This window comes from Bordetella sp. FB-8 (assembly GCF_000382185.1).
Classification (GTDB): Bacteria; Pseudomonadota; Gammaproteobacteria; order Burkholderiales; family Burkholderiaceae_B; genus Bordetella.
Window position 1 is genome coordinate 1,266,379 of the sequence record NZ_KB907784.1, and the last position, 25,253, is coordinate 1,291,631.

Genomic DNA, 25,253 nt, shown 5'->3' on the forward strand with positions numbered 1-25,253 from the left:
AATGCCCCGAAATTTATGTCCAGAAATTTTTATGGACACAAATTTGAGAGTGCCCGAGAACCAGAATTCTCGGCTTGGTAGGCGCCAGGCGTCTAGACGGTACTCACCGGAGCCTTACGTTAAAACTGCCTCACTGGATATATGAAACGCTGGGATGGGCCGGGATTGTCGGCCTTGGATATGCCATTTTAAAAATTAATTCCGGCATGCCATTTCCGGGAAAAATTGCCCTGATCCCTACTCTTGCAGCCTTTTCTCTGGTGCTATCTGGCCGCTCCACGCAGACCACCGCAAGCAAAATATTGTCTTTGTCGCCGCTGGTAAATATTGGCCTCATTTCCTATCCACTTTATTTGTGGCACTGGCCAATATTGGTTTTTATGCGTTACTTGAATATCAAGACAACCAACACACTCCCTTTTATCATTTTTTGGATGGTGATACTTACGTTGGCCTATGCCAGCTACCGTTGGCTTGAGATACCTATTCGTCGCAAAGTATGGCTCACCTCGCAGCGTAGCTTATTGGCAGGATTAACTATTTCTTTTACCGTCCTAGCAGCATTTGCCGTGCACGTACTGATAACGGATGGTGCGTCCTACCGATTTAATGGAAAGGAGAGAGTATTTTTGACGGCTCGTATCCAGTCATATACCAAACGGTGTGATATTACCGCACGCATTCTTGATCCCACTTCGCCCATCTGCAAGCTACGCCAGGAAGACGGCGATCAACGCAAAATCTTGCTATGGGGAGATAGCCACGCAAGCATGTTGATTCCGATGCTAAAAAAACTGGCCAATCAGAACAGAGCCAGTTTGTACATAAATGTCAGAAATTGCCCACCATTTGTCGTACCCGGTGGCTGCGATGCGAACATAATTAAAGAAATAATAGCGAAACTTCAAGAAAAGGCTATTAACAACATCATATTCGCTTACGCATGGGGGCATGACACGCCCGAAGCGGAACAAAGCTTCGTGAAAACCATCCGTGCTGTTTCACAACAGGGCCTCAATATTTGGCTGATGTTAGATATCCCCGTTGGAAATGAGCTTGATCCAAACAATGCAATTAAAAGAAATCCCAACAACCCTCATGCTGGCAGCATTTCCGTCGCCGCTTATAACGAAGGCAGCAGGCTCAAGCAGTTGGCATTTTTTCAACGTCTAAAAGCACAATTCCCAAACATTCACATCATTGACACCTCTCCTGCCTTTTGTGGTCAGACCCATTGTTGGAGCGGTAAGGGGAACGAGGTTTGGTATCGTGATGGGGGGCATCTTAACGATGCAGGGGGACTAAGAATTTCGTCCTATTTCTTACCTGTATTCTGACAATGAAATAATGGCACGAAAGGATTCCCGGGAGTGGCTACGTTGCGCATATGCTTCGAGTCCAGTATGGCTGCGCAGCACGATCACCGAAATCCGGAAAAGGCACAGCAGCGAGGACGTCCGAAGGGAAGTCGCACAAAGGCTGCTTTAGCCCGCCCGGTCCGACCGCACGATCGCCAACAGAATTACCCAAACGAAACCGCAGCCCTGCGAGGCTCAGCAACGCCGTAAAGCATGAACCCGGGCAGAGGCCGGGTTCATCGACTTCATGGTATTTGCCGCCGCGTCACTAGCGTGGATCTTTTTCGGGAAGCCAACCTTCTTCAATCCGTTTGATGAGCAGCGTATCGTTCCACGACCCTCGTATGGGTAACCTCCGTTGTTCCTCAGTGATAGCGCCGATCTTCCACTCCTTTTCTCCGTCCCATAACCACCAAGTCTCAACCTTGCCGGTCGACGGATCCACAACGCCAGCCCGAAAGACAGGGGGGTTACAAGCATGCTCTGGGATCGGGCAATGCACCACTTTCCGCACAATCCCTTGCTTTAGCGCAGCGGCAACAGGAAAGAAAATCCAGAAGTTAGTTTCGCAGTCAATAAGAGTACCCCACTCAAGAGGCTGATCTAGAAACGTGCCTGGAAGCACCCGAATTAACGAACCCATGGGAGCAATTTTCTTCACGAACTGGAAATATGCATCCCCGTTCGCGGTCTTAATAGCGAATACATCTCCAGCCTTAATCATCACTTGAATCCCGGATATCCGACCGATTGCAATATTGCGGCCCCTCTGGATAGAGAGTTCGCATAGACCGGGTTTGTGGTAGCGATACTATTGATCTTGTTAAGCAACGAACCGCCATTTTTCCCTAATCCGTTATATTCGATCAAAACCTGCTCAACTGCTCGAGCATCGCCACGTGATATCCCTTGGAGACCAGGTATAGGATCAATTTCAATACCTTTCTGGGACAGATGCGCCGCTGATCGAGCGTCAATATTATCGGTGATACCGACGTATTGTGTAGTGCCATCTTCGGCTGTCGAAAGATATACCGTCGTGTTACCTGGATTTGGTGCAACGCCACTAATTGCGGCAGCTCCCCCAGTTGCAGCTGAGCCTGTGGCGCCGCTTCCATCTCCCGGCGCCCCACCGCCTCCTTCTTGAACAGTAAGCGGCTCTCCATCCGCGGTATGTCCGACGATGAGCTTCTCCGAGCCAAGGAATGCCTCGTCGTTCAATAGACTTTCTTCTTCTTTTTGAAAATCTTCCTTTAACTTTTCTTCATCTGATCCGCAAGTTTCCGGATGATCCAGACAATTATTGACTACCTCGTTCTGTGCCGCCGACGCACCTGCCACTCCTCCCACGGCAGCGCCAGCTGCTGTGCTTGCCAACGCCGTCAGCGTGTCAGCGAGCGGCCCCGTGATACCCGCGTTACTGAGCAGTTGGCTGACCTGCGGCGCAGCCAGCGTACCAACCATTGCCCCTGCCGCGCCATTAACCCCGCCTGTCAGCGCTCCCACCACCGTATGAGCGGCTATACGCAAGGTTCCTTTTACACCCCATTCCGCGTCCAGTTCATCGGCTTGCGCAATCAGTTCAGCCGCATGTGCCGGATTATTGACTGCTTCGGCTCGTAGTGCATTCGCTTTCTTGATCTGTTGCGAGGCATAGTCCCCAATTGCCGTGCTCGCCACCTGCCCGAAGACTGCGGTGATCTGCGCATTGGTCGCCACTTCCTGCTGCAACTGCTGCCCATTCCACGTCTTGGTCAGCCCATCGGATCCACTCGTAGACGTGACGTTCCGATTCAGACTCGCCACAGTCTGGTTTGCCGTCTGCCCCGTCAACGTTTGCTGAGCAGCATTGTTGGTGATCGTTACCGCCCCGCCGCTGATACCGCTGCGTGTCGTGCTGCTCTGGTTACCATCCTCGCTGCTGTAGCCCGCTCCAGCGCCTTGCGCTCCAGTCGTAAAATTTTGCGCAGACCAAGTTGCACCATTATTTGTCGTTGAGCTCGCCCCCCCGCTCTGACCAGCGCTCCCTTGACTGGCAGGCCCTGCGCTGTAGGAGTATCCACCCGAAAGACTAATACCACTCGCGTCATAATTGCTGTGGTTTGCAATATCGTCTGTAGTCAGCGTCCCGGTCGTCAGGCTGTTCTTGCCTTGATCTACCGCCGACTGACTACTCGCAATTGCCGCTCCTTGAAGGCCAGTGTTGCCTTGCACGTTGATCTGGAAACCACCGTCACCTGCTTTGATACCGGTCTGCCCGCTAACGCTCGCAAAGTCGCCGTTAGCACTGCTATCCGAGAAGCTCAGACTGCCCGAAGCGCCGTAGCCTACTGTGACTGAACCTGCGACGTTCATCTGCGAACCATCGTACTTACTCGTGTCCTGCAGGCTCTGCAAGTTCAGGTTGCCCCCGACATCAGCCACTACCTGCTTGCCGCCGGCCACCGCGCCCTGAAGCGTTGTGTCGCCACCCGACTCGATCGTCAGCGTATTGGCAGCCGTTACATTCGAGTTGGTGTTGATCAGATCATCACTGTTGGTATGACCTTTGCCTAAGCTCCCGCTGGCTGTCACCCCGAAGGCAACCCCATGGCCCACCGTAATCGCTACGCCCACCGCTGCACTTGAACTGAGGTTATGGCTACGCTCGCTACTCGTGTTCTGGCTCGCCAAGAGTTCGACTTGGTTATCTGCCTTAAGTAACGCATTGCCGCCCGCACTCACGTTGCTGCCTTGGACCAACAAATTGCTGTCCTTGCCAGCGCCAGTAGCTACGATGTTGACATTGCCGCCTGCGGCCACCGCCGAACCCACACCGGTATTGCTCGCCTGCGTACTTAGGCTATCGCTGTGGCTACCACCCACGGTGATAGAAATTGTCACCCCTGAACTCTGGGCCGCCTGACTCATACTTGAAGCGTTAGCCAGGTTCTGGAACGCACCCGCGCTGTTGTAAAGCGTCAGTGCCGAGGCACCCGCTGCCAGCGCCTTCATTCGAGTGTCGCTCGTCTGGCTGGCTGCCTGTGCCATTTGCGACACGGTCTGCAGCGCCGACAAAACCGGGCTAGACAAAGCAACTGTCAGTCCACTCTGCTCGAACTTACTCTCCTGGCTGCTACTAGCCCGCTCGCGAGCATCGGCGATATCAACCTGCTTAGCCTGAATCGAGATGTCGCCCGACGGCGCGATCACGTTGCTGCCAATCTGGTTATATTGGTTACCCGCAGTGATGCTGACATTGCCGTTGACTGCACCGACCGTAGAAGCGACCGCCGTCGTGGTGGTACCGAGATCGTTTTCGCTTTGCTTGCGCGATCCGATGGTAAAGCCGATGCCACCTGATCCCATCAGGCCACTTGTTTTTTCCTCTGCGTAGTAAGACTGATCAAGAGTGCTGGTGGCCGCCTCGATGCCAACATTGCCCGTAGCCGAGAGATTCACGGCCTTCGAGCCCACTACGCTGCTCCCCTGGACGGTCAAGTCTTTGCCCGCCTGAATATTGACGGTGTCCGCCGATACCGCGCTGCCATCGGCCAATTTTTGGGTTGTGTCATTCAAGCTAGTACGACTCGTACTACTAAAGAACCCGCTATGACTGCCCGAATCCTGAGCATCGAATACATGAGTCTCGGCTGCGGCGCCGATGTTGACATTGCCTTGGGCCGCCAACGTAGCCGCTCCCTCGACCAGGTTCACGCTACTGCCAGCAATGTTCAAATCCTTGCCCGCAGTAACCGTCAAATCACTACCGCTGGTCAGTGACGTCCCGGTGACCATGTCATCCGACGTATGCCGTGTGTCCGCGTAATCGTTGCCCGAGCTATGGCTATCTAGTGTCGTGGTCGCAGTCGCCGTCTGCAGATTCACGTTGCCTTGCGCGGCCACTGTGCCGCCGCCGCCCAGATTGATTTGCGCGCCCGACGCAGTCAGATCGCCGCCCACCTTGATCTGCGATGCCCCGCCGACATTGACTTGACTGCCCGTAGCGCTCGCCAGATGCGTCGCCGAGGTTCCGTTCGCGAGCGTGGCCGTCTTCGTCTCGCCGGTCTGCTGCACACCCATCGTCCAGTTACCACCGATGTTCATGCCTAGCGCACCGCCCACGTTCAAATTGCCCGCGTTCTGCTCGAAGTTTCCTGCAGTGGTAATCGTGGCGTCGTTCGTCACGTTGATGCTGGCCGCAGGGCCCAACGTAGTCGTGCTGCGGGTCGCCCCACCCACGCCGACCTGGTTCAGCGTCTTAGTTGCCGTATCCAGGATCAGGTTTCCGCCCGCATTCAGGTTCAGACTACCCGCGTTGACCGTGGCAGAGGTCAGATTCATATTCCCGGTGGACGACAACGCCATCTGGTTGCCCGCAGTAAGTGTGCCGTTCGTGCTGTCCAGGTTCTGCGCCGATAGCGTCAGATTGTTCAAGGCCGCGATCGTGCCGCTGTTTGCCATCGATGTGACGTTCTGCAGATCGACATCGGTCGCCGCGATCACCGGACCGGTGCCCATGTTCTGCTGACTCGCCTGCGCCAGGTACACCACCGGCACCAATACCGACTGCCCGTTTACCACTTTGGTCTGCATGATCACGACGTTGCTCGTGAGCTGCGCCACCTGGGCTGGCGACAAGCCCGTGCCCGGCGCCAGGTCGAGCGACTTGGCCAGTTGGGCTCCCGAGGTCATCAGCGCCTCATACTCGGCTTGGGTATTGGCATAGTTGGTCAGCACCGATTTGCCCGTTAAGGACAGAATCTGCTGCTGCACCATCTGCTGTTCGTAGTACCCGTCACCCAGACGCATCTGAATCTTGGCTGGATCCATGCCCATTTGCTGGAAGTAGTAGTCACTCGACAGCCAGGCTTGCCGATCGGCGAACGCCGGATTGGTCTGGATCAGATAGGGGGCGTTCGGCGCGCTATCGACGTTGAACAAACCTCCGCTGGGCAATGCGATACTTTTCCCGGACTGCGGCAGGCCCAGAGGCGTCACGCCGGCGTTGCCCGCCACATTGTTGATCGCGACACCCGTGCCGCTGATCGTGCCGTTTGCCGTGAAGGTCGATTCGTAGCTCGGCAGCGCATACGTGTGCACATCGGCCGGCGCGGCCGAATATCCACCTGGATTGGTTGTGACGAACGGCGCGTCGCCGAACGGCAACTGCCAGTTATATTCTTCGTTGTTGTAGTTGTCGTAGTGATACTCGCCGGAGTAGCTCACCGTTACATGGGGTGCTGTCTGACCTTGCCAGCTATTCTGATCGAGCAACTGAGGCATCGTGATATTGCCCACTGCCGTCACCGCACTCCAGTAGTTCTGGAAGTCAGCGACCGCACCGGCATTGAGATTGCCACCCGAAATGATCTGACCTTGCGGACTTATCGTCGACACGACATTAGCCGACGTCACCCCCCCGGTATAGGTGGTGTACTGATAGGTGCTGTTCCAGTGGCCGCCATGAGGTGGGTCGATAGGCGCTCCGCCAGGCATCGTCGCAAAAGCCGGGTCGGTAACCGGATACCCCCCAACCTCCGGGTTACCTGAACTGCACGCGTTCATGTCGATGGCGGTACAGCCGGACAGGCTGATGCCCTGAGCGGTGAGCAGACTCGGAGCGACCGACGTTGTAGACGAGGTCTGCACCGTGGTTCGCGTATTGGTGACCTTAGAACTTATCCGTAAATTATATTGACGCTGGCAGGTACTTTGCGAAAGGCGATGATTGCCGCGGCAAGGTGGTTGAGGGCGACGAAGCTACGCTCGAGTTTCTCGTAGCGCACGAGCAGCTTGCGGAAGCGATTGAACCAGCTATGGCAGACCTCGACGACCCAGCGCCGTGCCTTCTTGGTCGGATCGTGCTGCTTGATGTCGGCTTCGGTACGTCGACCGACGACATGAGGGATGTAGCCGTTGCGCTCGATAGTGCGAAGGTGCTCGGCCCCACGGTAGCCCGCGTCGGCGCACAGATGCTTGTTTCGCCGATGCGGCGGCCCCTTGCGCCTGACGACGATGGTGGTGAGCACCTCGTCAAGCCGCTTGCAGTCATGGACGTTCGCCCCGGTCACGACGAGCGACAACGGGACACCACGGCCGTCCACCAACAGGTGGCGCTTGCTGCCTTTTTTTTCCCCGATCGGTCGGGTTGGGGCCGACGGCTTGCTGCGCTAGCGGCGCTTTCATCATCGCGCCGTCGACACTCTGCCAGCGCCAGGCAATGCCCTGCATCTGGTCGTACTCGGCCAGGCCCGCCTTCCACAGGGCTTGGAAAAATCCCGCGGCCTCCCACTCAAGGAATCGCTTGTGGATGGCGCTTGCACTGCCGAAGCGCTCCTTGGGTAGCGCTTTCCACTGGCAGCCCGTGCGCAGCACGTAGACGATCGCCTCGAACACCAGCCGAGCCGGCTTGGGTGGCCGGCCAGCCCCTGGCTTGCGTACATAGATCTTGTCTGCGGCCGAGCGCGCAGGAATCAACGGCTCCACCCGCCGCCAGAACTCATCGGTCACCACCCACGACTCAACACGTTTGGCCAAAATGTCGATCCATCGCCGCGCCCAATGCGGCTCAGTTCGGCATTTTACCTATTTACGGATAAATTCTTATTGCCTAAGATCGCCATGTCGCCCGCCGACTGGATCAGGCCGGACGAATTGGTAATCTGATTGGCGTTGGTGTAGTTACCGCTGGCGTCCTTGCCTCCGGCCAGCACCAGACTTCCCAGCCCGTAGATGGACGTGGTGGGCGCCGAATCAGTCGTCGTGCTGCTGCCGATGTTCGTGATGGTCGGCGCCAGCAGAGTCAGCGCACCTGCGCTGTCGGTAGCACCAATCAGCGCGGCCGGCCCTTGGTTCTGAATGCTCTGCGTGGCTGACAGCGTAGTGCTGCCGCCCACGATGGTGCCCGTATTGGTCAGCGTGCTCGACTGCGTGCTGAGCGTGCCGCCCGCAGCCAGCGTGCTGCCCATGTTGTTCAATCCGCCGCTCGCGGTAGCGCTCAGGTTCCCTTCTGCCGTAACGTTGCCGCTATTGATGTCGCCGTTGGTAGCCGTCAGCGTTGCATTACCGCCCACCAGCGTTTTCCCGCCCGTCGTGTCTAGACTGCTGCCTGACAGCGTGGCATTACCACCCGCTAGATTTTTCCCGGTCGCTGTAATGGCGTCCGTGGCCGATGCGGTGAGATTGCCCGCTCCCGTTGTGTTGCCGCTTGCATCGACCCCCGCGCCGAGCGTGCCCGTCGAACTAATACTGGCCGCGTTGATCTTGGTGTCACCCAGTGCTGCAACCGTGCCGCTATTTCCAACTTGTCCCTGACTGGTAAGCGTTGCGTCCTGCGTGGCATACACCGAACCGGTGTTAACAATTCCCGCTGCCGAACTGACCGAGACATTGCCGCTCGCACTTGTCGAACCGGCCAGTGTCACCTGCCCCTGGGCATTGACCGTCACATCACCTGACTGCGCCGCAATCGAGCCCGAACTGTTCACCCCCACGCCCGCTTCCGTGCCGACCAACGCGATCTTGCCCGCGTACATGCCGCCCAGCTGCGCCACATCGATCGCCACTGCTGGATGATTTGCATCGGGCGTCAACGCGGTGGTAGTCACGTTGGCGTACTGAACGTCGTTGGCGCCGGTCACCACGTTCAGTGTCTTGTTGGCCCAAATCTTGCCGTTGGCCTGAATACTGCGCGCAATCAGATCGACTTGGTCGATGTTGTTCGCATTGAGTCCGGACGAACCGATCTGGATCTGGCCGCCCGTCACATGAAACGCATCGAGGCTGCCGCTGCCACCGAATACCGGCGTGCCCGTAGTAAGCACGCCTCGGTTCGCGTTAATGAAACCGCAACCGTTACAGGTGATGCCAGCCGGATTGGCCACGATCACGTCGGCTTTCTGGCCCGCCACTTCCATGTAGCCCAGCAGCTGGCTCGCATTGCCGCCCAGAACTTGATTCAGGATCACCTGCGCGCCGTTGGCGGTCAGGTTGGGGTTGCCCGTGATATAGCCGGCCTGCTGCGTCAGCACGTTCGTGCTGGAGTTGTTCAGGATCAGCCCCTGTGTGCCGACGTTGAACGAGGTGTACTTGTTGTTCGACACACCCGCGCCGTTGGGCGTGGCGATCTGCACCACCGGCATGCCGCTCGCGGTGACACCTACGATCGGTTTGCTGCCCGAGCCGGTAGTTGAAGGTACCACTTGCGCTTGAACCCATGCCGGCTGCAGAGCAAGCATGCACAAGGCAACAAAGATGAGGGATAGGCAGCGAGTCATAGCTGGATAGTCAAGTTAAAGCCCAACACGGGCCAGCGATCCGGAAATCCCTTCGGTTCATAGAGCGGACCGCCGATGAAGGCGTCGTAGCTGACGTGCTTGGAGAGATTGCCGCGCAGGCCGATTACGGCGCCGGCCAAGCGCCGGCCGATCAGTTGCTGCGCCGACGGGCCAAAGACCTCGCCGCCATCGATGCCGACGTAGATCGCCTGTCCAGTGCCTCGAATCGGCATCTCCAGGTCGTTGCGCAGAAATACGCCCTGCTCGGCTGCCAGGACCGTATTGCCGTCGAAACCGCGTACCGTGTAGCGTCCGCCGATCGTGAAGTCTTCGGTCGGGTACAGCACGTTCGGCGAGTTCTGTGCGCGGATGGTGGCCGTATAGCGCAGCGGCATGCCCGCGACCGTAAACGGAACAGCAAGCGTCGCATCGAGCGTTTCCATCTGGTAGTAGTATGTCGGCCCGCCATTGTCGACGCCGGGAAGATCGGGCTGCGCGCCGAGCCACGCAACCCCCTGGCGATAGGCAATCGTGCTATCCAGTTGCGCCGATCCGAAGTAGAGAGGTGGCTGCGAGAATTCGGACAGGGGTATAAGTGGAATGACCGAGGCCTGAGCCAGCGATAATGCTGGCAAAGGAACCGAGGAAATGACCAAGAGAACCCGACGCACGCACTCAGCGGCGTTCAAAGCGAAAGTGGCGCTGGCGGCAGTCAAGGGCGAGCGTACGCTGGCTGAGTTGGCGCAGCAGTTCGATGTGCACCCGAACCAGATCACCGAATGGAAGCGGCAGTTGCAGGAGCGTGCGGCGGACGTCTTTGGCGCGGCCGGCGGGCAATCGAATGAGCCGCCGGTAGATTTGAAGGCGCTGCATGCCAAGATCGGTCAATTGGCGCTGGAGAATGATTTTTTAGAAGGCGCGCTCACCAAGGCAGGCTTGCTGAGCGCAAAGCGATGATCGATCGTAGCCATGCTCTGCCGGTATCGCAGCAAGCCAAACTCGTGGGTATCGCCAGATCGAGCGCGTATTACCGGCCACAGCCGGTCAGCCAGGCCGATCAGTTGCTGATGCGGTGCATCGATGAACTTCATCTGGAGTTTCCCTTTGCCGGAGCGCGTATGCTGGCGCGCCTGCTGGGCCGGGCAGGCCATGCGGTCGGGCGTCGCCATGTTGGCACGCTGATGAAGCGCATGGGCGTAGAAGCGCTGTATTGCAAGCCGAACACGAGCCGGCGCAATGCGCAGCACAAGATCTGGCCGTACCTGCTGCGCGGCCTGAAGATTGAGCGGGCCAACCAGGCGTGGGCGCTGGACACGACGTATATCCCGATGGCGCGTGGCTTTGTCTACCTGACAGCGGTGGTCGATTGGGCCAGTCGCCGCGTGCTCGCGCATCGGGTGGCTATCACGCTGGAGGCCGTGCACGCTGTCGAGGCGCTTGAAGAAGCGATCGCCCGTTACGGGCTACCAGAGATCGTGAACACCGATCAGGGCAGCCAGTTCACGGCTAATGCCTTCACCGAGGCGGTGCTGGGCCGGGGTATCCGGCTGTCGATGGACGGCAAGGGGGCCTGGCGCGACAACGTGTTCGTCGAGCGAGTCTGGCGCAGCATCAAGTACGAGGAGGTCTATCTAAAGGCCTACGAGTCAGTTAGCCACGCTCGGCAAAGTCTGGGCAATTACATCGAGCTGTACAACCGAAAACGTCCTCACTCCAGTCTGGCCGATCAGACTCCGGATGAGGCATACTTCGCGACGCTGCCAGCGATTAAATCGGCAGCATGACTGCCTCGGGCGTTCCACTTATAAATCTCACAATACTGTCCAAACAAACGAGGCCACCTCTGTAGTGCTTGTGCTCCCAGCCGATCTCCGCATAGGTGTTGTCGCGGTGCTGGACATCGAGCGAGGTGCCGTCGATGAAGGACTGGGCGTAGTATTTGCCGACCTGAAATTCGAGTTGGTTCTTCTGCACCTGGTTGCGGTAGAACATGTACTCAGTCTTGGCATCCCAGATCTCGGAAACCCCCGATGACTGGATCGTGCTCACAGAACCTGCGATGTTCTGGTGATAGTCGTACTGGCTGCCATTTAGCGAGAACGTCCAATTTCCCCAGGGTATCGAGTAGGCGGCGTTGGAGCCGTGCGTGCCATCCTGGTTTTCGTGGCCGTCGATATCGTGGCTGTAGCCGATCGAGAAGATGTCGGACAAGCCAAGCGGGTTGTAAAGCGCAAGATTCGTGTCGGCTTCGTAGCGCCCGGTGGACTTTAGGCCCGCATCGTCGGCACCTATCGAGATGCTCCAGGGCTTGGAGCGCTTGACCGCAATCACGATGTCGCTTTCGCCCGGAGACGGCCCCGGTACGATCTGCATGCTGACGTCCTGGTTCGGTACGCGCTTGAGCTGCTCAAGCCCTTGCTCGATCTCACGCAAGTTCAGCAGATCGCCGGGGCGAGTCGGGAAGGCGTTACGCCAAGTGCCGTAGATTTTGGAATCGGCGAAGCGGATGTCGCTAATCACGCCGGGAATCAGCTGCAGTTCGAGCTTACCGCTGGACAGATTCTGCGGACCGATGACCACCCGCGTGGTCGAATAGCCTTTATCAATGATTAGCGCCGACAAGCGGTGAACGATCAGATTCAAGCCTTCGCGCCCGACGCACTGGGAGTGTCCGAATTTTTGTGTAAACGGGGTATTGGGTTTACAGCGAGGGGACACGCTCGCCGAACAGGATGGTAAATCGGTTCAGCGCGGCCTTCCAATCCCGGATCGGATGCGTCCATTTCTGGCTGATGTTTCGCAGCGCCAGGTACAGCAGTTTGATCAGCGCCTCGTCGGTCGGGAACGCCGCCCGTTGGCGCGTCAGCCGGCGCAAGCTCATGTTCACGGATTCGATGGCGTTGGTCGTGTAGATAACCCTGCGGATTTCCGGCGGGTAATCGAAGAAAGGAATGACGCGCGCCCAGTTGCGCTGCCAGATCGGGCTGATGGATGGGTATTGTTTGTCCCAGGCCGCCTCGAATTCCTTGAGCATGGTTTCGGCCTCGTCGGCCGTCGCGCAGGTATAGATGCGGCGCAGATCCTGGGCCACTTCCTTGCGCCGTTTCCAATGCACGTAGTTCAGGCTGTTGCGTACCATGTGCACGATGCACAGCTGCACAGTCGTTTGGGGGAACACGGCCTCGATCGCGTCGGGGAAGCCCTTGAGCCCATCGACGCAGGCGATGAAGATGTCCTGCACGCCCCGGTTGCGCAGCTCCGTGACGACCTGCATCCAGAACTTGGCCCCTTCGGTGGGCGAGAGCCACAGGCCCAGCACCTCCTTGTCGCCGTCCATGTTGATGCCGATGGCAATGTAGGCGGCCTTGGTGCGCACCGCGCCATCGCGCACCTTCACGTGTAGGCAGTCCATGTAGACGATGGGATAGACCGCATCGAGCGGGCGGCTCTGCCAGGCACGCACTTCATCGACCACGGCATCGGTCACTGTCGAGATCAGACTGGGCGAGACCTCCGTGCCGTACATCTCTTCCAGATGTGCCTGGATCTCACGCACCGTCAGGCCCCGCGCGTAGAGCGACAGGATCTTGTCGTCAAACCCCGCCCAGCGGCGCTGGTGCTTGGGGATCAGCTTCGGTTCAAAAGTGCCGTCCCGGTCGCGCGGCACCTCGATGGGCATCTCGCCCTGCTCGCCCTTCAATATCTTGCGGCTGCGGCCGTTGCGCGTGTTGCCCGTCGGGTTCTCGACCGGTTCATTCTTGCCGTGACCGAGGTGTTCGGTCATCTCGGCATCCAGGGCCCGCTCGACTATCAGCTTGGTCAGCTGCTTGAGTATCCCGTTCTCGCCCAGCAGGTCTTCGGGCTTCTCGTAGTTCGCCAGCAAGCTATCGAGAAATTCCTTCGGTACGTCGTGCTTCTTCGTAGACATCGTGTTTCCAGGTCAGATTGCGGCAGTTTCCTGCCAATGACCCGTTTACACAAAATTCTGCACACTCCCCTGTCTGGGGCCTTTGTTTACGATCTTTCAAAAGTCAATTTTAGAACGGAATATCGTCATCCATATCCGTCAGGCTCGCCCCCGACGATGCGGCCGCCGGTGCCGCAGCGCGCGGCGCCGGCGCCGGGCGTGAAGCGGGTGCGCGAGGTGCTGAACGCGAATCTTCATAACCGCCGCCCCCGCCGAAACCACCCTCGCCGCCGCCTTCGCGGCCTCCCAGCATTTGCATCTGGTCGGCCACGATCTCGGTGCTGTAGCGATCCGCGCCGGTGTCCTTGTCCTGCCACTTGCGGGTCTTCAGGCGGCCTTCGATGTAGACCGAGCGGCCTTTCTTCAAGTACTCGCCGGCGATCTCGGCCAGGCGGTTGTACATGACCACGCGATGCCATTCGGTTTCTTCGCGCTTGTCGCCGCTGGCCTTGTCCTTCCACTGGCTGGTGGTGGCGATGGACACGTTGCAAATGGCGGCGCCATCGGGCGAATAGCGCACTTCGGGATCGCGCCCGAGGTTGCCGACGAGGATGACTTTGTTGACGGATGCCATGATGGTGTCCCCAAATTGAATGAATTCAGTAATAGGCCATTATCGGCGATTTCACCGATCCGCAGAAACCCGCGGCGCGACCGAAACATCACGCGCGGCGCACAGCCGCCGCCCCAAACGGAGCATCGCCCGCATCTCAGGAAAGCGGCCGCAGTCCCCACGACACCAGCAGCCACGCCAGCGCCAGGACGGCCGCCATGATGAACACCGCGGGCGAGCCCGCGTGCGCCGCCATCCAGCCGCCCAGGGCGCCGCCGGAGAACAGGCCCGCGGCCTGCGAGGTATTGTAAAAGCCCAGGGCCAGGCCCTTGTAGTTGGCCGGCGCCAGACGCGACACCAGGGAAGGCTGCAGGGCTTCCAGGATGTTGAAGGCGACAAAAAAGCCCGTCAGCGCCACGGCCAGCGTGTAGAAGTGATGCGAAGCGGCCGGCAGCAAACCGCACACCACGGCCAGCCCGGCCACGCAGCACAGCAGTGCGCCGCGATGCGCACGGCGCTTTTCGGCATAGATCACGCCGGGCACCATCAGCACGAAGGACGCGAAAATAATGGGCAGATAGACCTTCCAGAGCTGGGCGGGCTGCAGGCCGCCCAGGCGGGTCAGCAGCGCGGGGGTGACCACGAAGAGCGATACCTGGATAAAGTGCAGCGAGTACACCCCGAAATCGAGCCGCAGCAGGTCTCGATGCTTGAGCACCTCGCCCGGACGCACGGACTTCATGCTGCGGGCATCGTTGGCGGGCACCTGGGGCACCACCCAGCGGGCCATCGCCAGGCTGGCCACGCCCAGGGCGGCGATCACCCAGAACAGGCCGTTCAGGCCCCATGCGCCCACTAGCAGGGGCGAAGCAATCAGCGCAACGGCGAAGGACAAGCCGATGGAACTGCCCACCATGGCCATGGCCCGGGCGCGCACTTCGTCGCGGGTGGCGTCGGCCAGCCACGCCGTGACAGCGGCCGAGATGGCGCCGGAGCCCTGGATGGCGCGGCCGATGATGATCCAGAGCAGGTCGTGCGCAAAGGCGCAGACCACGCTGCCCGCGATGAAAAGCACAAGGCCGGCCACGACCACGGGCCGGCGGCCCCAGCGGTCCGATGCCAGGCCGAAGGGAATCTGCATGAAAGCCTGAGTCAGGCCGTACATGCCCAGGGCCAGGCCCACGCGGACCGGGCTGTCGCCCCCCGGCAGGCCACGGGCCGCCACGGCAAACACCGGCAGCAACAGAAACAAGCCCAGCATGCGACAGGCAAAAAGACCAGACAGCGCAATACTGGCGCGGCGTTCAACGGGCGTGAGAGCTAGACGGGGAGTCGACATTCGGATGGGCCTCAGGAGGCGCGAGAAGGCGCCCTGGCCTGCGGACCGTCGACTTCTCGCCAGGCCGGACAGCACTTTAGTCCGGACGGGGATGGCGCGCTATAGTAGCAAGTTGCCCTTGAATTTCGCTTACACAGCCCGATGGACGCAATCCGCATCCGGGGTGCCCGCACCCACAACCTGAAGAACGTATCGCTCGACCTGCCCCGGCACAAGCTGGTGGTGGTGACCGGGCTATCGGGTTCGGGCAAATCCTCGCTGGCCTTTGACACGCTGTACGCGGAAGGGCAGCGGCGCTACGTGGAAAGTCTCTCGGCCTACGCGCGGCAGTTCCTGCAATTGATGGACAAGCCCGACGTGGACCTGATCGAGGGCCTGTCGCCGGCGATTTCCATCGAACAAAAGGCCGCCAGCCACAACCCGCGCTCCACCGTAGGCACGATCACCGAGATCCACGACTACCTGCGCCTGCTGTATGCGCGCGTGGGCACGCCCTATTGTCCCGACCACGGCCTGCCGTTGCAGGCGCAGAGCGTGAGCCAGATGGTCGACGCGGTGCTGGGCTGGCCGGACGAGACGCGCCTGGCCGTGCTGGCGCCGATCGCGCGCGGCAAGAAAGGCAGCTTCGAGGACGAATGCGCCAGCCTGCAGGCGCAAGGCTATGTGCGCCTGCGTGTGAACGGCCAGATGGTCGAGCTCGATTCCATGCCGGCCTTGAAGAAGACCGAGAAGCACGACATCGACGTCGTGCTCGACCGCCTGCGCGTGCGCGCCGAGAGCACGCAGCGCCTGGCCGAAAGTTTCGAGACGGCCCTCAAGCTGGCTGACGGCCGCGCCATCGCGCTGGATATGGACAGCGCGCGCGAACAGATGTTCTCCAGCCGCTACGCCTGCCCGGTGTGCAGCCACAGCCTGCCCGAACTGGAGCCGCGCCTTTTCAGCTTCAACAACCCCATGGGCGCCTGCCCCGCGTGCGACGGCATCGGCCAGGTGGGCTTTTTCGACCCCAGGCGCGTGGTGGCCTTTCCCGAGCTGAGCCTGGCGGCCGGCGCCATCCGCGGCTGGGACAAGCGCAACAGCTTTGCCTATACCCTGCTGGCCAGCCTGGCCGCGCACTACGAATTCGACATCGACACGCCGTTCGAGGAACTGCCCGAAGCCATACGCGAGAAGGTGCTGTACGGCTCGGGCGAGGAGGAGCTTTCGTTCTTCTACCTCAACGAAAAGGGCAAGAGCACGGTCAAGCGCCACCCCTTCGAGGGTGTGATTCCCAACCTGGAACGCCGTTGGCTCGAGACCGACTCGGCCAATGTGCGCGAAGAGCTGGGCAAGCTGCGCAATATCAAGACCTGCCCCGACTGCGGCGGCTCGCGCCTGCGCGCCGAGGCGCGCCACGTGCTCATCGGCAACGACCCGGGTGTGGGCGAGCGCCGCGGCAAGGCTTTGTACGAAGTCGAGGCCATGCCGCTGTCGGCCTGCCTGGCGTGGTTCAAGGCCTTGCGGCTGACAGGCGCCAAGCAGGAGATCGCGCAGCGCATCGTGCACGAGATCGAGGCGCGGCTGAGCTTTCTGAACAACGTCGGCCTGACCTACCTGTCGCTGGACCGCAGTGCCGACACCATCTCCGGCGGCGAGGCGCAGCGCATACGCCTGGCCAGCCAGATCGGCTCGGGCCTGACGGGCGTGATGTACGTGCTGGACGAACCCTCCATCGGCCTGCACCAGCGCGACAACGACCGGTTGATCGCCACGCTGCAGCATCTGCGCGACCTGGGCAATAGCGTGATCGTGGTCGAACACGACGAGGACATGATCCGCTCGGCCGACTGGGTGGTGGACATGGGACCGGCCGCGGGCGAGCATGGCGGCCACGTGGTGGCCCAGGGCACGCCGCAAGAGATCCAGGCCGACCAGGCCTCGCTCACCGGCCAATACCTGAGCGGGCGGCGCGCCATCGCCGTGCCGCGCCGCCGCGCCATCACCGACGACCAGGCCTGGCTGACGCTGACCGGCGCCAGCGGCAACAACCTGAAGGACGTGACGCTGAGCATCCCGGCCGGCCGCCTGGTGTGCGTGACAGGCGTGTCCGGTTCGGGCAAGTCCACCGTGGTCAACGACACGCTGTCGGTCGCCGCGGCGCGCGCGCTCAACCACGCCCACGGCGAGCCCGCGCCCTATGCGCAGCTGACCGGGCTGGAGCATTTCGACAAGATCATCAGCGTGGACCAGAGCCCCATCGGCCGCACCCCGCGCAGCAACCCGGCCACCTACACGGGTCTTTTCACGCCCATACGCGAGCTGTTCGCCGGCGTGCCCGAGGCGCGCGTGCGCGGCTACGACCCGGGCCGCTTCAGCTTCAACGTCAAGGGCGGACGCTGCGAGGCCTGCCAGGGCGACGGCGTGGTCAAGGTGGAGATGCACTTCCTGCCTGACATGTACGTGCCCTGCGACGTCTGCCACGGCAAGCGCTACAACCGCGAGACACTGGAGATCCGCTACCGCGGCCGCAACGTCAGCGAGGTGCTGGACCTGACGGTGGAACAGGCGCTGGAGTACTTCGATTCGGTGCCCGCCATCGCGCGCAAGCTGCAGACGCTGATGGACGTGGGACTCTCGTACATCCGCCTTGGGCAGAGCGCCACCACGCTGTCGGGCGGCGAGGCGCAGCGCGTAAAGCTCTCGCAGGAGCTGTCGCGCCGCAGCACGGGCCGCACGCTGTACATTCTGGACGAACCCACCACCGGCCTGCATTTCCGCGACATCGAACTGCTGCTCGAAGTGCTCAATCAATTGGTCGACAGCGGCAACACCGTACTGATCATCGAGCACAACCTGGACGTCATCAAGGCAGCCGACTGGCTGGTGGACATGGGCCCGGAAGGCGGCGACGGCGGCGGCCGGGTCGTGGCCCAGGGCACGCCGGAAGACGTGGCCGGCGCGGCGCAAAGCCATACGGGGCGCTACCTGGCGCGCGCTTTGCGCACCGATCCCGCGCACGAGGCACCGGACAGATAAACTGACCTGCCGATTGATTGCTCCCTCGTTCAACGGATTGCCCATGTACACACTCGTCATCGCCAACAAGAACTACTCGTCCTGGTCGCTGCGGGCCTGGCTCGCGCTGCGCGTGGCCGGCATCGCGTTCGAAGAAAAGCGCGTGGGCCTGGACACGCCTGAATTCGCGCAGCAGCTGCAAGGACTCACGCCGGCCGGCCAGGTGCCGGTGCTGATCGACGAGGGCTTGGCGGTGTGGGATTCGCTGGCCATCTGCGAATACGCGGCCGAGCGCCATCCCGAAGCCGGTCTCTGGCCCGCCGACCCGCGCGCCCGCGCCCGGGCCCGTTCGCTGGCCGCGCAGATGCACAGCGGCTTGGGCGCATTGCGCCGCCTCATGCCCATGAACATCGAAGCCCACCTGCCGGGCATCGACCTCACCGAAGCCCTGCAGGACATCGACAAGGTACAGACGCTATGGCGTGACACCCGCGCCGAGTTTGGCCGGAGCGGGTCCTTCCCGGCCGGACCTTTCCTCTTTGGCCAATTCAGCGCCGCCGATGCGTTCTATGCACCCGTCGTATCGCGCTTTACGACCTACGGCGTTGCCGCCGAAGGCGCGGCGCGCGATTACATGGACGCCGTCCTGGCCCTGCCCGCCATGCAGGAATGGATGCGCGAGGCGCGCGCCGAAGGCATGTGGGTCGCACAGGACGAGCCCTACCGCACGCACCGCTAGGCGGTCGGCGGCGCGCAAACCGCGCAGGGGGAAATCAATTATTCAGGCAGGCCCTGCCAACGCGCCTGCAGCAGGGTGACGATATCGTGCACCGGCCGGCCGGTGGCCGCTTCGATGGCCGCGCGATACGGCGGCATATTGGTGCATTCCAGGACAAGGCTGCGTACACCGGGATGGCGGCGCACCAGTTCCCGCGCCGCGTCCACCACATTGCGCCGGGCCTCCTGAAGGTCAAGCCGGTCGTGGTTGTACAGCAGGCGGGTATGGAATTCGCAGCCGGGCTGAACGCCCTGCACCGGCGTGCGCGCCGGCACGCCGGCCCGTTCGAGCAGCCCAGGCGTCAAGGACTGCGCATCGAAGGTCAGCACGCCGGGTCCATCCAGATCCGCGCATTGCAGCAGGCTGGATGTCACGACCGGTACATCCAGCGCAGCCGCCATGTCCGGCTGGAAGGCCGCCAGAAACCCGCAGCTGGTGGAAATCATCCGCGCGCCCTGCCCGGCCAGCATGCGCGCGGCCGCGATGAAGGGTTCCAGTAGCGCCGGATCCCCCTCGCGCACCACCCGCATGGGCGAGGCGCCCGCCACCGTGAGATAGCGCACGGGAATGCCCAGCGCCTCAAAAGTCGCCGGATTGCCGATGTCGCCAGGCGGGCGGGGAAAACGCGTATCGAGCATCAGAACGCCCAGGAAACCCATATAGAATCCTCTGCAAGAGTCTAAAATCGCGCCTTTCGGGCATCTTATCCGCTTGGCGCCCAACCAATACGTCACCGCCAAACCAACAAGGGGAAGTCCATGCGCTTCATGCATCACACCATCAAGGTCGTCGCCGCCATGTCCCTGGCTGCGGCCGGCTTTACGGCCAGCGCCCAGGGTGCCGCCCAAAGCGGCTGGGACCGCGTAGAGCACAGCAAGGTGCTGCGCGTGGGCGTCATCGCCGACGCCGTGCCGTATTTCCACAAGGACCTGGCCACGGGCAAGTGGGACGGCTTCGGCCCGGACTTCGCCCAGGACCTGGCCAAGTCGCTGGGCGTGAAGGTCAAATACGTGGAGACCACCTGGGGCAATGCGGTGCTGGACCTGCAATCGAACAAGATCGACATCATGTTCGGCATGGCCCCCACACCCGAGCGCGCCAAGGCGATCGACTTTACCAACACACTGTTCGTCAACACCTACACCACGGTCTGCGACAAGGCCAACGCCGGCAAGTCCTGGGCCGAGCTGAGCAATCCCAAAGTGAAGATCGGCGTGGACGTCGGGTCGACCAACGACATGGCCGCCACCAAGATGGCGCCCAAGGCCGACATCCAGCGCTTTGACAGCCAGGGCGCCGCCACGCTGGCTCTGCAGGCCGGCCGCGTTGACTGCCAGGTGGAAGTCATCACCCTGGCGCTGCCCATGCTGGCCAAGGTGCCCGACGCCGGCACGCTCACCATTCCCAAGCCCGTATTCTCCAACGAGGTTTCCATCGGCCTGCAAAAAGAAACCGACCACCGGCTGCTCAAGGCGGTCAACACGTGGCTGGCAAAGGCCCACCAGGACGGCGAGGTCAAGCGGGTCATCTTGAGCAATATGCAGAAGCTCGCGGGCGTCAAGCCCAGCGCCTTCCCGGCCGACATGGACTTCTGATCGGATAGACGCGCGTCATGCGGACTTACACCTGGCACTTCGAGGTGCTCTGGGAATATCGCTGGATCATTCTGCACGGTCTGGGGTATACGCTCTTTTTCACGGTCATCTGCGTGGCGCTGGGCCTGCTGGTGGGCCTGCTGACGGGCATGGGCCGGCTGGCCCGCTCCCGCTGGATCACCGCCCCCATCCGGGCCTATATCGAGGTGTTTCGCTGCACGCCCGTGCTGGTGCAGCTGATCTGGTTCTATTACGCGCTGCCCGTGCTCGCGGGCATCTCGATCTCGGCGCCTGTCGCCGCGGCCCTGTGCCTGTCGCTATACGGCGGTGCGTTCTATTCCGAGATCATCCGCGGCGGCATCATCGCCACGGACCCCGGCCAGACCGAAGCCGGCCAGGCCCTGGGCATGACGCGCGCACAGGTAATGCGGCGCGTCGTGCTGCCGCAGGCCTTCAAACGCATGATTCCGCCGCTCATCAGCCAGTCCATCATGCAGCTCAAGAACACCTCGCTGCTGTCTGTGCTGGCGCTGCCCGACCTGCTCTACCAGGGCCAGGTGATCGCGCACGACACTTACCGGCCGCTGGAAATCTACACCCTGGTCGCCGGGCTGTATTTTGTCGTGCTGCTGCCAGTGACGATCTGGGCCAAGCGCCTGGAATTCGGCTCTTTCGTCAAGGAAACCTAATGACGCAAGCGTCGCTCATCGAAATCCGCGACCTGGAAAAATCTTTCGGCAGCAATGCCGTGCTCAAGGGCATCCACCTTGAAGTCGCCAGAGGGGAAGTGGTGGCGCTGATCGGGCCCTCGGGCTCGGGCAAGTCCACGCTCCTGCGTTGCATCAACTTGCTGACGCTGCCCGATTCGGGCCAGGTGCGGGTGGGCGAGCACGACGCCGCCTTCGGCAAGAACGCCACCCGCCTGCCGGGCGACCGCGAGCTGGCGCGCTTTCGCGCCCGCACGGGCATGGTGTTTCAGCACTTCAACCTGTTCCCGCACATGACCGCGCTGGGCAATGTCATGGAAGGCCCCCTCACCGTGCTCAGGCAAGGCAGGGTCCAGGCCCAGGCCACGGCGCGCGAGCTGTTGCAGAAGGTGGGTCTGGCCGACAAGGCCGATTTCTACCCCGACAAGCTTTCGGGCGGTCAGAAGCAGCGCGTAGCCATCGCGCGGGCGCTGGCCATGCGGCCCGAGGTCATGCTATTTGACGAGGCCACTTCGGCGCTCGACCCCGAGCTGGTGGGCGAAGTGCTGCAGGTGATCAAGTCGCTGGCGCGCGAGGGCATGACCATGATGCTGGTCACGCACGAAATGGCCTTTGCCAAGGAAGTCGCCGACAAGGTGATCTTCATGCGCGACGGCGTGGTGGTGGAATGCGGCCCCCCATCGCAGGTCATCGAAGCCCCGCGGCAAGAAGCCACGCGCAGTTTTCTCGCGCGCTTCAAGCAAGCGCATGTCTGAGTATGCGGCGCGACGCGCTCGCGCCGCGCGGCCCTGCACAAACGCTTTCGTCTCGAAGCCGCCCGGCGGCAAAGATCAATTCTGCGGATTGATCTCGAACAGCCGCCGATGCTCGCGGATGGCATAGCGGTCCGTCATGCCGGCGATGTAGTCGGCGATAGCGCGCGCCTGCCCGGCCTGATCGTCGCGGCGGTAATCGGGCGGCAGCACGCGCGGATCATCCAGGAAAGTCACGAACAGCTCGCGCACCACGCGGCGCATCTTGGCCGTCATGCGCATCACCTGGTAGTGCCGGTAGAGATTGTCGAAGAGGAACGTCTTGAGCGCGTCGGCTTCGCGCCGCACCGCGTCCGAGAAACCGGCCAGCGGCGGCGCGGCGCGCACGTCGTCGCTGCTGGCCGGCGCATGCGCGGCGATGCGTTCGCGCGTGGTGGCCGTCAGGTCGATGATGAGCGTGTTGATCATGCGCCGTATGGTCTCGTGGACGGCGCGGCGCGGCGCCAGATCCGGGTAATGCTTCACGACGGTGGCATGGTGCCGGGCGAAGAAGGCCACCTCCTGCAGCTGGTCCAGCGAGAGCAGGCCCGAACGCAGGCCGTCGTCGATGTCGTGGTTGTTGTAGGCCACCTCATCGGCCAGATTGGCCAGTTGCGCCTCCAGCGACGGCTGGGTGCGCTCGAGGAAACGCCGACCCACCTCGCCCAGCTGGCGCGCATGCGCCGCCGAACAATGCTTGAGTATGCCTTCGCGCGTCTCGAAGCACAGGTTCAAGCCGTTGAATTGGGCATAGCGTTCTTCCAGCTCGTCGACCACGCGCAGACTCTGCAGATTGTGCTCGAAGCCGCCCGTATCGGGCGCCAGTTCGCGCATGCAGGCGTTGAGCTCGTCCTGCCCGGCATGGCCGAAAGGCGTGTGGCCCAGATCGTGCGCCAGCGCGATGGCCTCGATCAAGTCTTCGGAAAGCCCCAGGCTGCGCGCCACGGTGCGGGCGATCTGGGCCACTTCCAGGCTATGGGTGAGCCGCGTGCGAAACAGGTCGCCCTCATGGTTCACGAAGACCTGGGTCTTGTATTCGAGGCGGCGAAAAGCCCCGCAGTGAATGATGCGATCGCGATCGCGCTGGAATTCGCTGCGGTTGGACGCCGAGGGTTCGTCATGCCTGCGCCCGCGGGTGCGGGCAGGATCGCAGGCATAGGGCGCCAGGGCCGGGAACGATGCGGACATCGTCACGCCCTCAGCCCGTGGTGCAGGCCAGCGTATCGCGCACCGCCGCCTCGGGCGCCGCGCGGGTGACCGCCTGGCCGATGCGCGGCAGCATCACGAACTTGATCTGGCCGTCCTCGGTCTTCTTGTCGACCTGCATCAGCGCGAGCCAGCGCTCGGCCCCCAGGTCGGGCGCCGCGACGGGGCAGCCTATGTCGGCCACCAGCTTGCGCACGCGGGCCACGTCGGCCGCCGGCAGGCCGGTCACGCGGGCCGACAGCTCGGCCGCCTGCACCAGGCCGCAGCCCACGGCCTCGCCGTGCAGCCACTGGCCGTAGCCCAGGCCCGATTCGATGGCATGGCCGAAGGTGTGGCCCAGATTGAGAATCGCGCGCAGGCCCGACTCGCGTTCATCCTTGCCCACCACCTGCGCCTTGAGTTCGCAGGAGCGGCGGATGGCGTAGGACAGCGCCTCGCGGTCAAGCGCGCGCAGCCTGGCCGCGTTGATTTCGCACCAGGACCAGAACTCGGGGTCGAGGATCAGACCGTACTTGATGACTTCGGCCAGCCCGGCCGAAATCTCGCGCGCCGGCAGCGTCGCCAGCGCTTCGGTGTCGATCTCCACGGCCAAGGGCTGGTAGAAGGCACCGATCATGTTTTTGCCCAGCGGATGGTTCACCGCCGTCTTGCCGCCCACCGAGGAATCGACCTGCGCCAGGAGCGTGGTGGGCACCTGCACGAAACGCACCCCGCGCATGTAAACGGCAGCCGCAAAGCCGGTCATGTCGCCGATCACGCCGCCGCCCAGCGCCACCAGCACGCAGCGCCGGTCGCAGCGGTTCTCGAGCAGGGCGTCGAAGATCAGGTTCAGCGTCTGCCAGTCCTTGTGGATCTCGCCGTCGGGCAGCTCAACGGTGATCACGCGCCGGCCGGTACGTGCCAAGGCCGTCCTCGCCCGGTGCGCGTACAGCGCGCCCACGGCAGGATTGGTGACGATGACGATGGACGTGGCATCGGCCGCAATGCTGGCATCGAGCAGATCGAGCCGGCCCGCGCCGATATGGATGGGGTATTGCCCGCCGGGGGTATCGACGTGGACGACAGTCGTCATGGGGCGATCTCGAAGTTGTTCAGCCGGGTCAGCACGTGTTTGACCACCGAGCTGACCGAAGAGGCGCCGGTGTCGATGATCAGATGCGCGGCTTCGCAGTAGAGCGGATCGCGCGCCGTCATCAACTGGCGCAGGGTGGCGCGCGGATCCGGCGTGGCCAGCAGCGGCCGGCTGCGGTCGCGCGAGGTGCGGCGAAACAGCTCGTCCAGCGTGGCGCGCAGATAGACCACCAAACCGCGCTCGCGCAGCAGGCTGCGGCTTTGATCGGCCAGGATGGCGCCGCCGCCGGTGGCCAATACGATGTCGCGCCGTTGGGTACACTCCTGCAGGGTCTGTGCCTCGCGCCGGCGGAATCCGGTTTCGCCTTCGATCTCGAAGATCACCGGCACCCGCACGCCGCAGCGCGCTTCCAGCTCATGGTCCAGATCCAAGAATTCGCGCCCCAGCACCCGGGCCAGGCCACGGCCGATGGTGGTCTTGCCCGCACCCATCATGCCCACCAGGAACAGCGGCCGGCCGTCGGCCAGGCAGGCGGGTGGGCTGGCGACGACGCAAGGCGCGCCGGATTCGCACGACACGTCGGGCTCGGGCGCCCCGCCGATATTCACTTGCCTATTCATAGCCGCAATTATCCC

At 61.9% G+C, this 25,253-nt stretch carries 20 protein-coding genes; 7 read left to right on the forward strand and 13 right to left on the reverse strand.

Features of this window, described 5'->3' with window-relative positions; genetic code table 11:
• Nucleotides 1–74 precede the first annotated feature (74 nt).
• A complete protein-coding gene (locus H143_RS22385) occupies nt 75–1,337 on the forward strand; it encodes an acyltransferase family protein (RefSeq protein ID WP_155803335.1) in 1,263 nt (420 codons plus the stop codon).
• Between the two features lie 289 nt (nt 1,338–1,626).
• Here the strand turns inward: H143_RS22385 and H143_RS0106005 are convergent, their stop codons facing one another.
• The 5 genes from H143_RS0106005 to H143_RS20080 all read right to left on the reverse strand — a co-directional run bounded on the left by H143_RS0106005 (nt 1,627) and on the right by H143_RS20080 (nt 10,251).
• Complete coding sequence (locus H143_RS0106005; RefSeq protein ID WP_019937328.1) at nt 1,627–2,082, reverse strand: hypothetical protein; 456 nt, start codon at nt 2,080–2,082, stop codon at nt 1,627–1,629.
• Nucleotides 2,082–6,989, reverse strand: coding sequence for a hemagglutinin repeat-containing protein (locus H143_RS0106010; protein WP_019937329.1), 4,908 nt, complete (start codon nt 6,987–6,989; stop codon nt 2,082–2,084). Before H143_RS0106010 ends, H143_RS0106005 begins: the two co-directional genes overlap by 1 nt.
• Nucleotides 6,990–7,018: 29 nt before the next feature.
• Nucleotides 7,019–7,877, reverse strand: a protein-coding gene (locus H143_RS21970; RefSeq protein WP_155803332.1) for an IS5 family transposase whose coding sequence is annotated in 2 segments (ribosomal slippage) — nt 7,019–7,466 and nt 7,465–7,877 — 861 coding nt in all. Because the reading frame shifts where the segments join, the coding sequence is not laid out codon by codon here.
• Nucleotides 7,878–7,921: 44 nt separating this feature from the next.
• Nucleotides 7,922–9,577 carry a filamentous hemagglutinin N-terminal domain-containing protein gene (locus tag H143_RS0106025; protein ID WP_196801290.1) on the reverse strand — a complete coding sequence of 552 codons (1,656 nt, stop codon included), beginning with the start codon at nt 9,575–9,577 and terminating at the stop codon, nt 7,922–7,924.
• A gap of 35 nt (nt 9,578–9,612) precedes the next feature.
• Nucleotides 9,613–10,251 carry a ShlB/FhaC/HecB family hemolysin secretion/activation protein gene (locus tag H143_RS20080; protein ID WP_231378462.1) on the reverse strand — a complete coding sequence of 213 codons (639 nt, stop codon included), beginning with the start codon at nt 10,249–10,251 and terminating at the stop codon, nt 9,613–9,615.
• Between the two features lie 13 nt (nt 10,252–10,264).
• Between H143_RS20080 and H143_RS0106040 the strand changes: the two genes are divergently transcribed.
• Nucleotides 10,265–11,400, forward strand: a protein-coding gene (locus tag H143_RS0106040; RefSeq protein WP_369751080.1) for an IS3 family transposase whose coding sequence is annotated in 2 segments (ribosomal slippage) — nt 10,265–10,529 and nt 10,529–11,400 — 1,137 coding nt in all. Because the reading frame shifts where the segments join, the coding sequence is not laid out codon by codon here.
• Here the strand turns inward: H143_RS0106040 and H143_RS20085 are convergent.
• From H143_RS20085 to H143_RS0106060, 4 genes are all read right to left on the reverse strand, one after another.
• Entirely contained in the window at nt 11,384–12,334 is a 951-nt protein-coding gene (locus H143_RS20085) for a ShlB/FhaC/HecB family hemolysin secretion/activation protein (protein ID WP_081627012.1), read from the reverse strand. The genes H143_RS0106040 and H143_RS20085 overlap by 17 nt on opposite strands.
• Nucleotides 12,318–13,544: an IS256 family transposase gene (locus H143_RS0106050; protein WP_019937337.1), complete on the reverse strand. Its 1,227-nt coding sequence runs from the start codon at nt 13,542–13,544 to the stop codon at nt 12,318–12,320. Before H143_RS0106050 ends, H143_RS20085 begins: the two co-directional genes overlap by 17 nt.
• Nucleotides 13,545–13,653: 109 nt before the next feature.
• The gene (gene ssb / locus H143_RS0106055; RefSeq protein WP_019937338.1) at nt 13,654–14,157 is read right to left on the reverse strand and encodes a single-stranded DNA-binding protein; all 504 of its coding nucleotides are present in this window, start codon (nt 14,155–14,157) and stop codon (nt 13,654–13,656) included.
• Nucleotides 14,158–14,293: 136 nt separating this feature from the next.
• Nucleotides 14,294–15,475 carry an MFS transporter gene (locus H143_RS0106060; RefSeq protein ID WP_033365395.1) on the reverse strand — a complete coding sequence of 394 codons (1,182 nt, stop codon included), beginning with the start codon at nt 15,473–15,475 and terminating at the stop codon, nt 14,294–14,296.
• Nucleotides 15,476–15,616: 141 nt separating this feature from the next.
• Between H143_RS0106060 and uvrA the strand changes: the two genes are divergently transcribed.
• Together uvrA and H143_RS0106070 are read left to right on the forward strand one after the other, a co-directional pair.
• Nucleotides 15,617–18,490, forward strand: coding sequence for an excinuclease ABC subunit UvrA (gene uvrA, locus H143_RS0106065; RefSeq protein ID WP_019937340.1), 2,874 nt, complete (start codon nt 15,617–15,619; stop codon nt 18,488–18,490).
• Nucleotides 18,491–18,533: 43 nt separating this feature from the next.
• Nucleotides 18,534–19,208 (forward strand): glutathione S-transferase family protein, encoded by a 675-nt coding sequence (locus H143_RS0106070; protein WP_019937341.1) that lies wholly within the window; start codon nt 18,534–18,536, stop codon nt 19,206–19,208.
• A gap of 38 nt (nt 19,209–19,246) precedes the next feature.
• On the opposite strand, the gene H143_RS0106075 is transcribed toward H143_RS0106070, so the two are convergent.
• Nucleotides 19,247–19,906 (reverse strand): aspartate/glutamate racemase family protein, encoded by a 660-nt coding sequence (locus H143_RS0106075; RefSeq protein WP_019937342.1) that lies wholly within the window; start codon nt 19,904–19,906, stop codon nt 19,247–19,249.
• A 99-nt stretch (nt 19,907–20,005) separates the two neighbouring features.
• On the opposite strand from H143_RS0106075, the gene H143_RS0106080 reads away from it, so the two are divergent.
• From H143_RS0106080 to H143_RS0106090, 3 genes are read left to right on the forward strand one after another with little or no spacing between them, the layout of a single operon-like run.
• On the forward strand, nt 20,006–20,842 hold the full coding sequence (locus tag H143_RS0106080; RefSeq protein WP_019937343.1) for a transporter substrate-binding domain-containing protein: 837 nt from the start codon (nt 20,006–20,008) through the stop codon (nt 20,840–20,842).
• A gap of 17 nt (nt 20,843–20,859) precedes the next feature.
• On the forward strand, nt 20,860–21,531 hold the full coding sequence (locus H143_RS0106085) for an amino acid ABC transporter permease (protein WP_019937344.1): 672 nt from the start codon (nt 20,860–20,862) through the stop codon (nt 21,529–21,531).
• A complete protein-coding gene (locus H143_RS0106090) occupies nt 21,531–22,304 on the forward strand; it encodes an amino acid ABC transporter ATP-binding protein (RefSeq protein ID WP_019937345.1) in 774 nt (257 codons plus the stop codon). The genes H143_RS0106085 and H143_RS0106090 overlap by 1 nt, the downstream gene beginning before the upstream one ends.
• Before the next feature lie 75 nt (nt 22,305–22,379).
• Here H143_RS0106090 and H143_RS0106095 read toward each other — a convergent pair whose 3' ends face one another.
• From H143_RS0106095 to H143_RS0106105, 3 genes are read right to left on the reverse strand one after another with little or no spacing between them, the layout of a single operon-like run.
• Nucleotides 22,380–23,528, reverse strand: coding sequence for a deoxyguanosinetriphosphate triphosphohydrolase (locus tag H143_RS0106095; protein ID WP_019937346.1), 1,149 nt, complete (start codon nt 23,526–23,528; stop codon nt 22,380–22,382).
• A 10-nt stretch (nt 23,529–23,538) separates the two neighbouring features.
• A complete protein-coding gene (aroB, locus tag H143_RS0106100; RefSeq protein WP_019937347.1) occupies nt 23,539–24,618 on the reverse strand; it encodes a 3-dehydroquinate synthase in 1,080 nt (359 codons plus the stop codon).
• A complete protein-coding gene (locus H143_RS0106105) occupies nt 24,615–25,238 on the reverse strand; it encodes a shikimate kinase (RefSeq protein WP_081627013.1) in 624 nt (207 codons plus the stop codon). Before H143_RS0106105 ends, aroB begins: the two co-directional genes overlap by 4 nt.
• Nucleotides 25,239–25,253 lie beyond the last annotated feature (15 nt).

Excerpts from the sequence above, each read along its gene's own strand:
- H143_RS0106005 (WP_019937328.1), bottom strand. The coding sequence starts at position 2,082 with ATGATTAAGGCTGGAGATGTATTCGCTATTAAGACCGCGAACGGGGAT.
- H143_RS0106070 (WP_019937341.1), top strand. The coding sequence starts at position 18,534 with ATGTACACACTCGTCATCGCCAACAAGAACTACTCGTCCTGGTCGCTG.
- H143_RS0106090 (WP_019937345.1), top strand. The coding sequence starts at position 21,531 with ATGACGCAAGCGTCGCTCATCGAAATCCGCGACCTGGAAAAATCTTTC.
- ssb (WP_019937338.1), bottom strand. The coding sequence starts at position 14,157 with ATGGCATCCGTCAACAAAGTCATCCTCGTCGGCAACCTCGGGCGCGAT.
- H143_RS0106080 (WP_019937343.1), top strand. The coding sequence starts at position 20,006 with ATGCGCTTCATGCATCACACCATCAAGGTCGTCGCCGCCATGTCCCTG.
- H143_RS0106050 (WP_019937337.1), bottom strand. The coding sequence starts at position 13,544 with ATGTCTACGAAGAAGCACGACGTACCGAAGGAATTTCTCGATAGCTTG.
- uvrA (WP_019937340.1), top strand. The coding sequence starts at position 15,617 with ATGGACGCAATCCGCATCCGGGGTGCCCGCACCCACAACCTGAAGAAC.
- H143_RS0106095 (WP_019937346.1), bottom strand. The coding sequence starts at position 23,528 with ATGTCCGCATCGTTCCCGGCCCTGGCGCCCTATGCCTGCGATCCTGCC.
- H143_RS0106060 (WP_033365395.1), bottom strand. The coding sequence starts at position 15,475 with ATGTCGACTCCCCGTCTAGCTCTCACGCCCGTTGAACGCCGCGCCAGT.
- H143_RS0106075 (WP_019937342.1), bottom strand. The coding sequence starts at position 19,906 with ATGGGTTTCCTGGGCGTTCTGATGCTCGATACGCGTTTTCCCCGCCCG.
- H143_RS0106025 (WP_196801290.1), bottom strand. The coding sequence starts at position 9,577 with ATGCTTGCTCTGCAGCCGGCATGGGTTCAAGCGCAAGTGGTACCTTCA.
- H143_RS0106105 (WP_081627013.1), bottom strand. The coding sequence starts at position 25,238 with ATGAATAGGCAAGTGAATATCGGCGGGGCGCCCGAGCCCGACGTGTCG.
- aroB (WP_019937347.1), bottom strand. The coding sequence starts at position 24,618 with ATGACGACTGTCGTCCACGTCGATACCCCCGGCGGGCAATACCCCATC.
- H143_RS0106085 (WP_019937344.1), top strand. The coding sequence starts at position 20,860 with ATGCGGACTTACACCTGGCACTTCGAGGTGCTCTGGGAATATCGCTGG.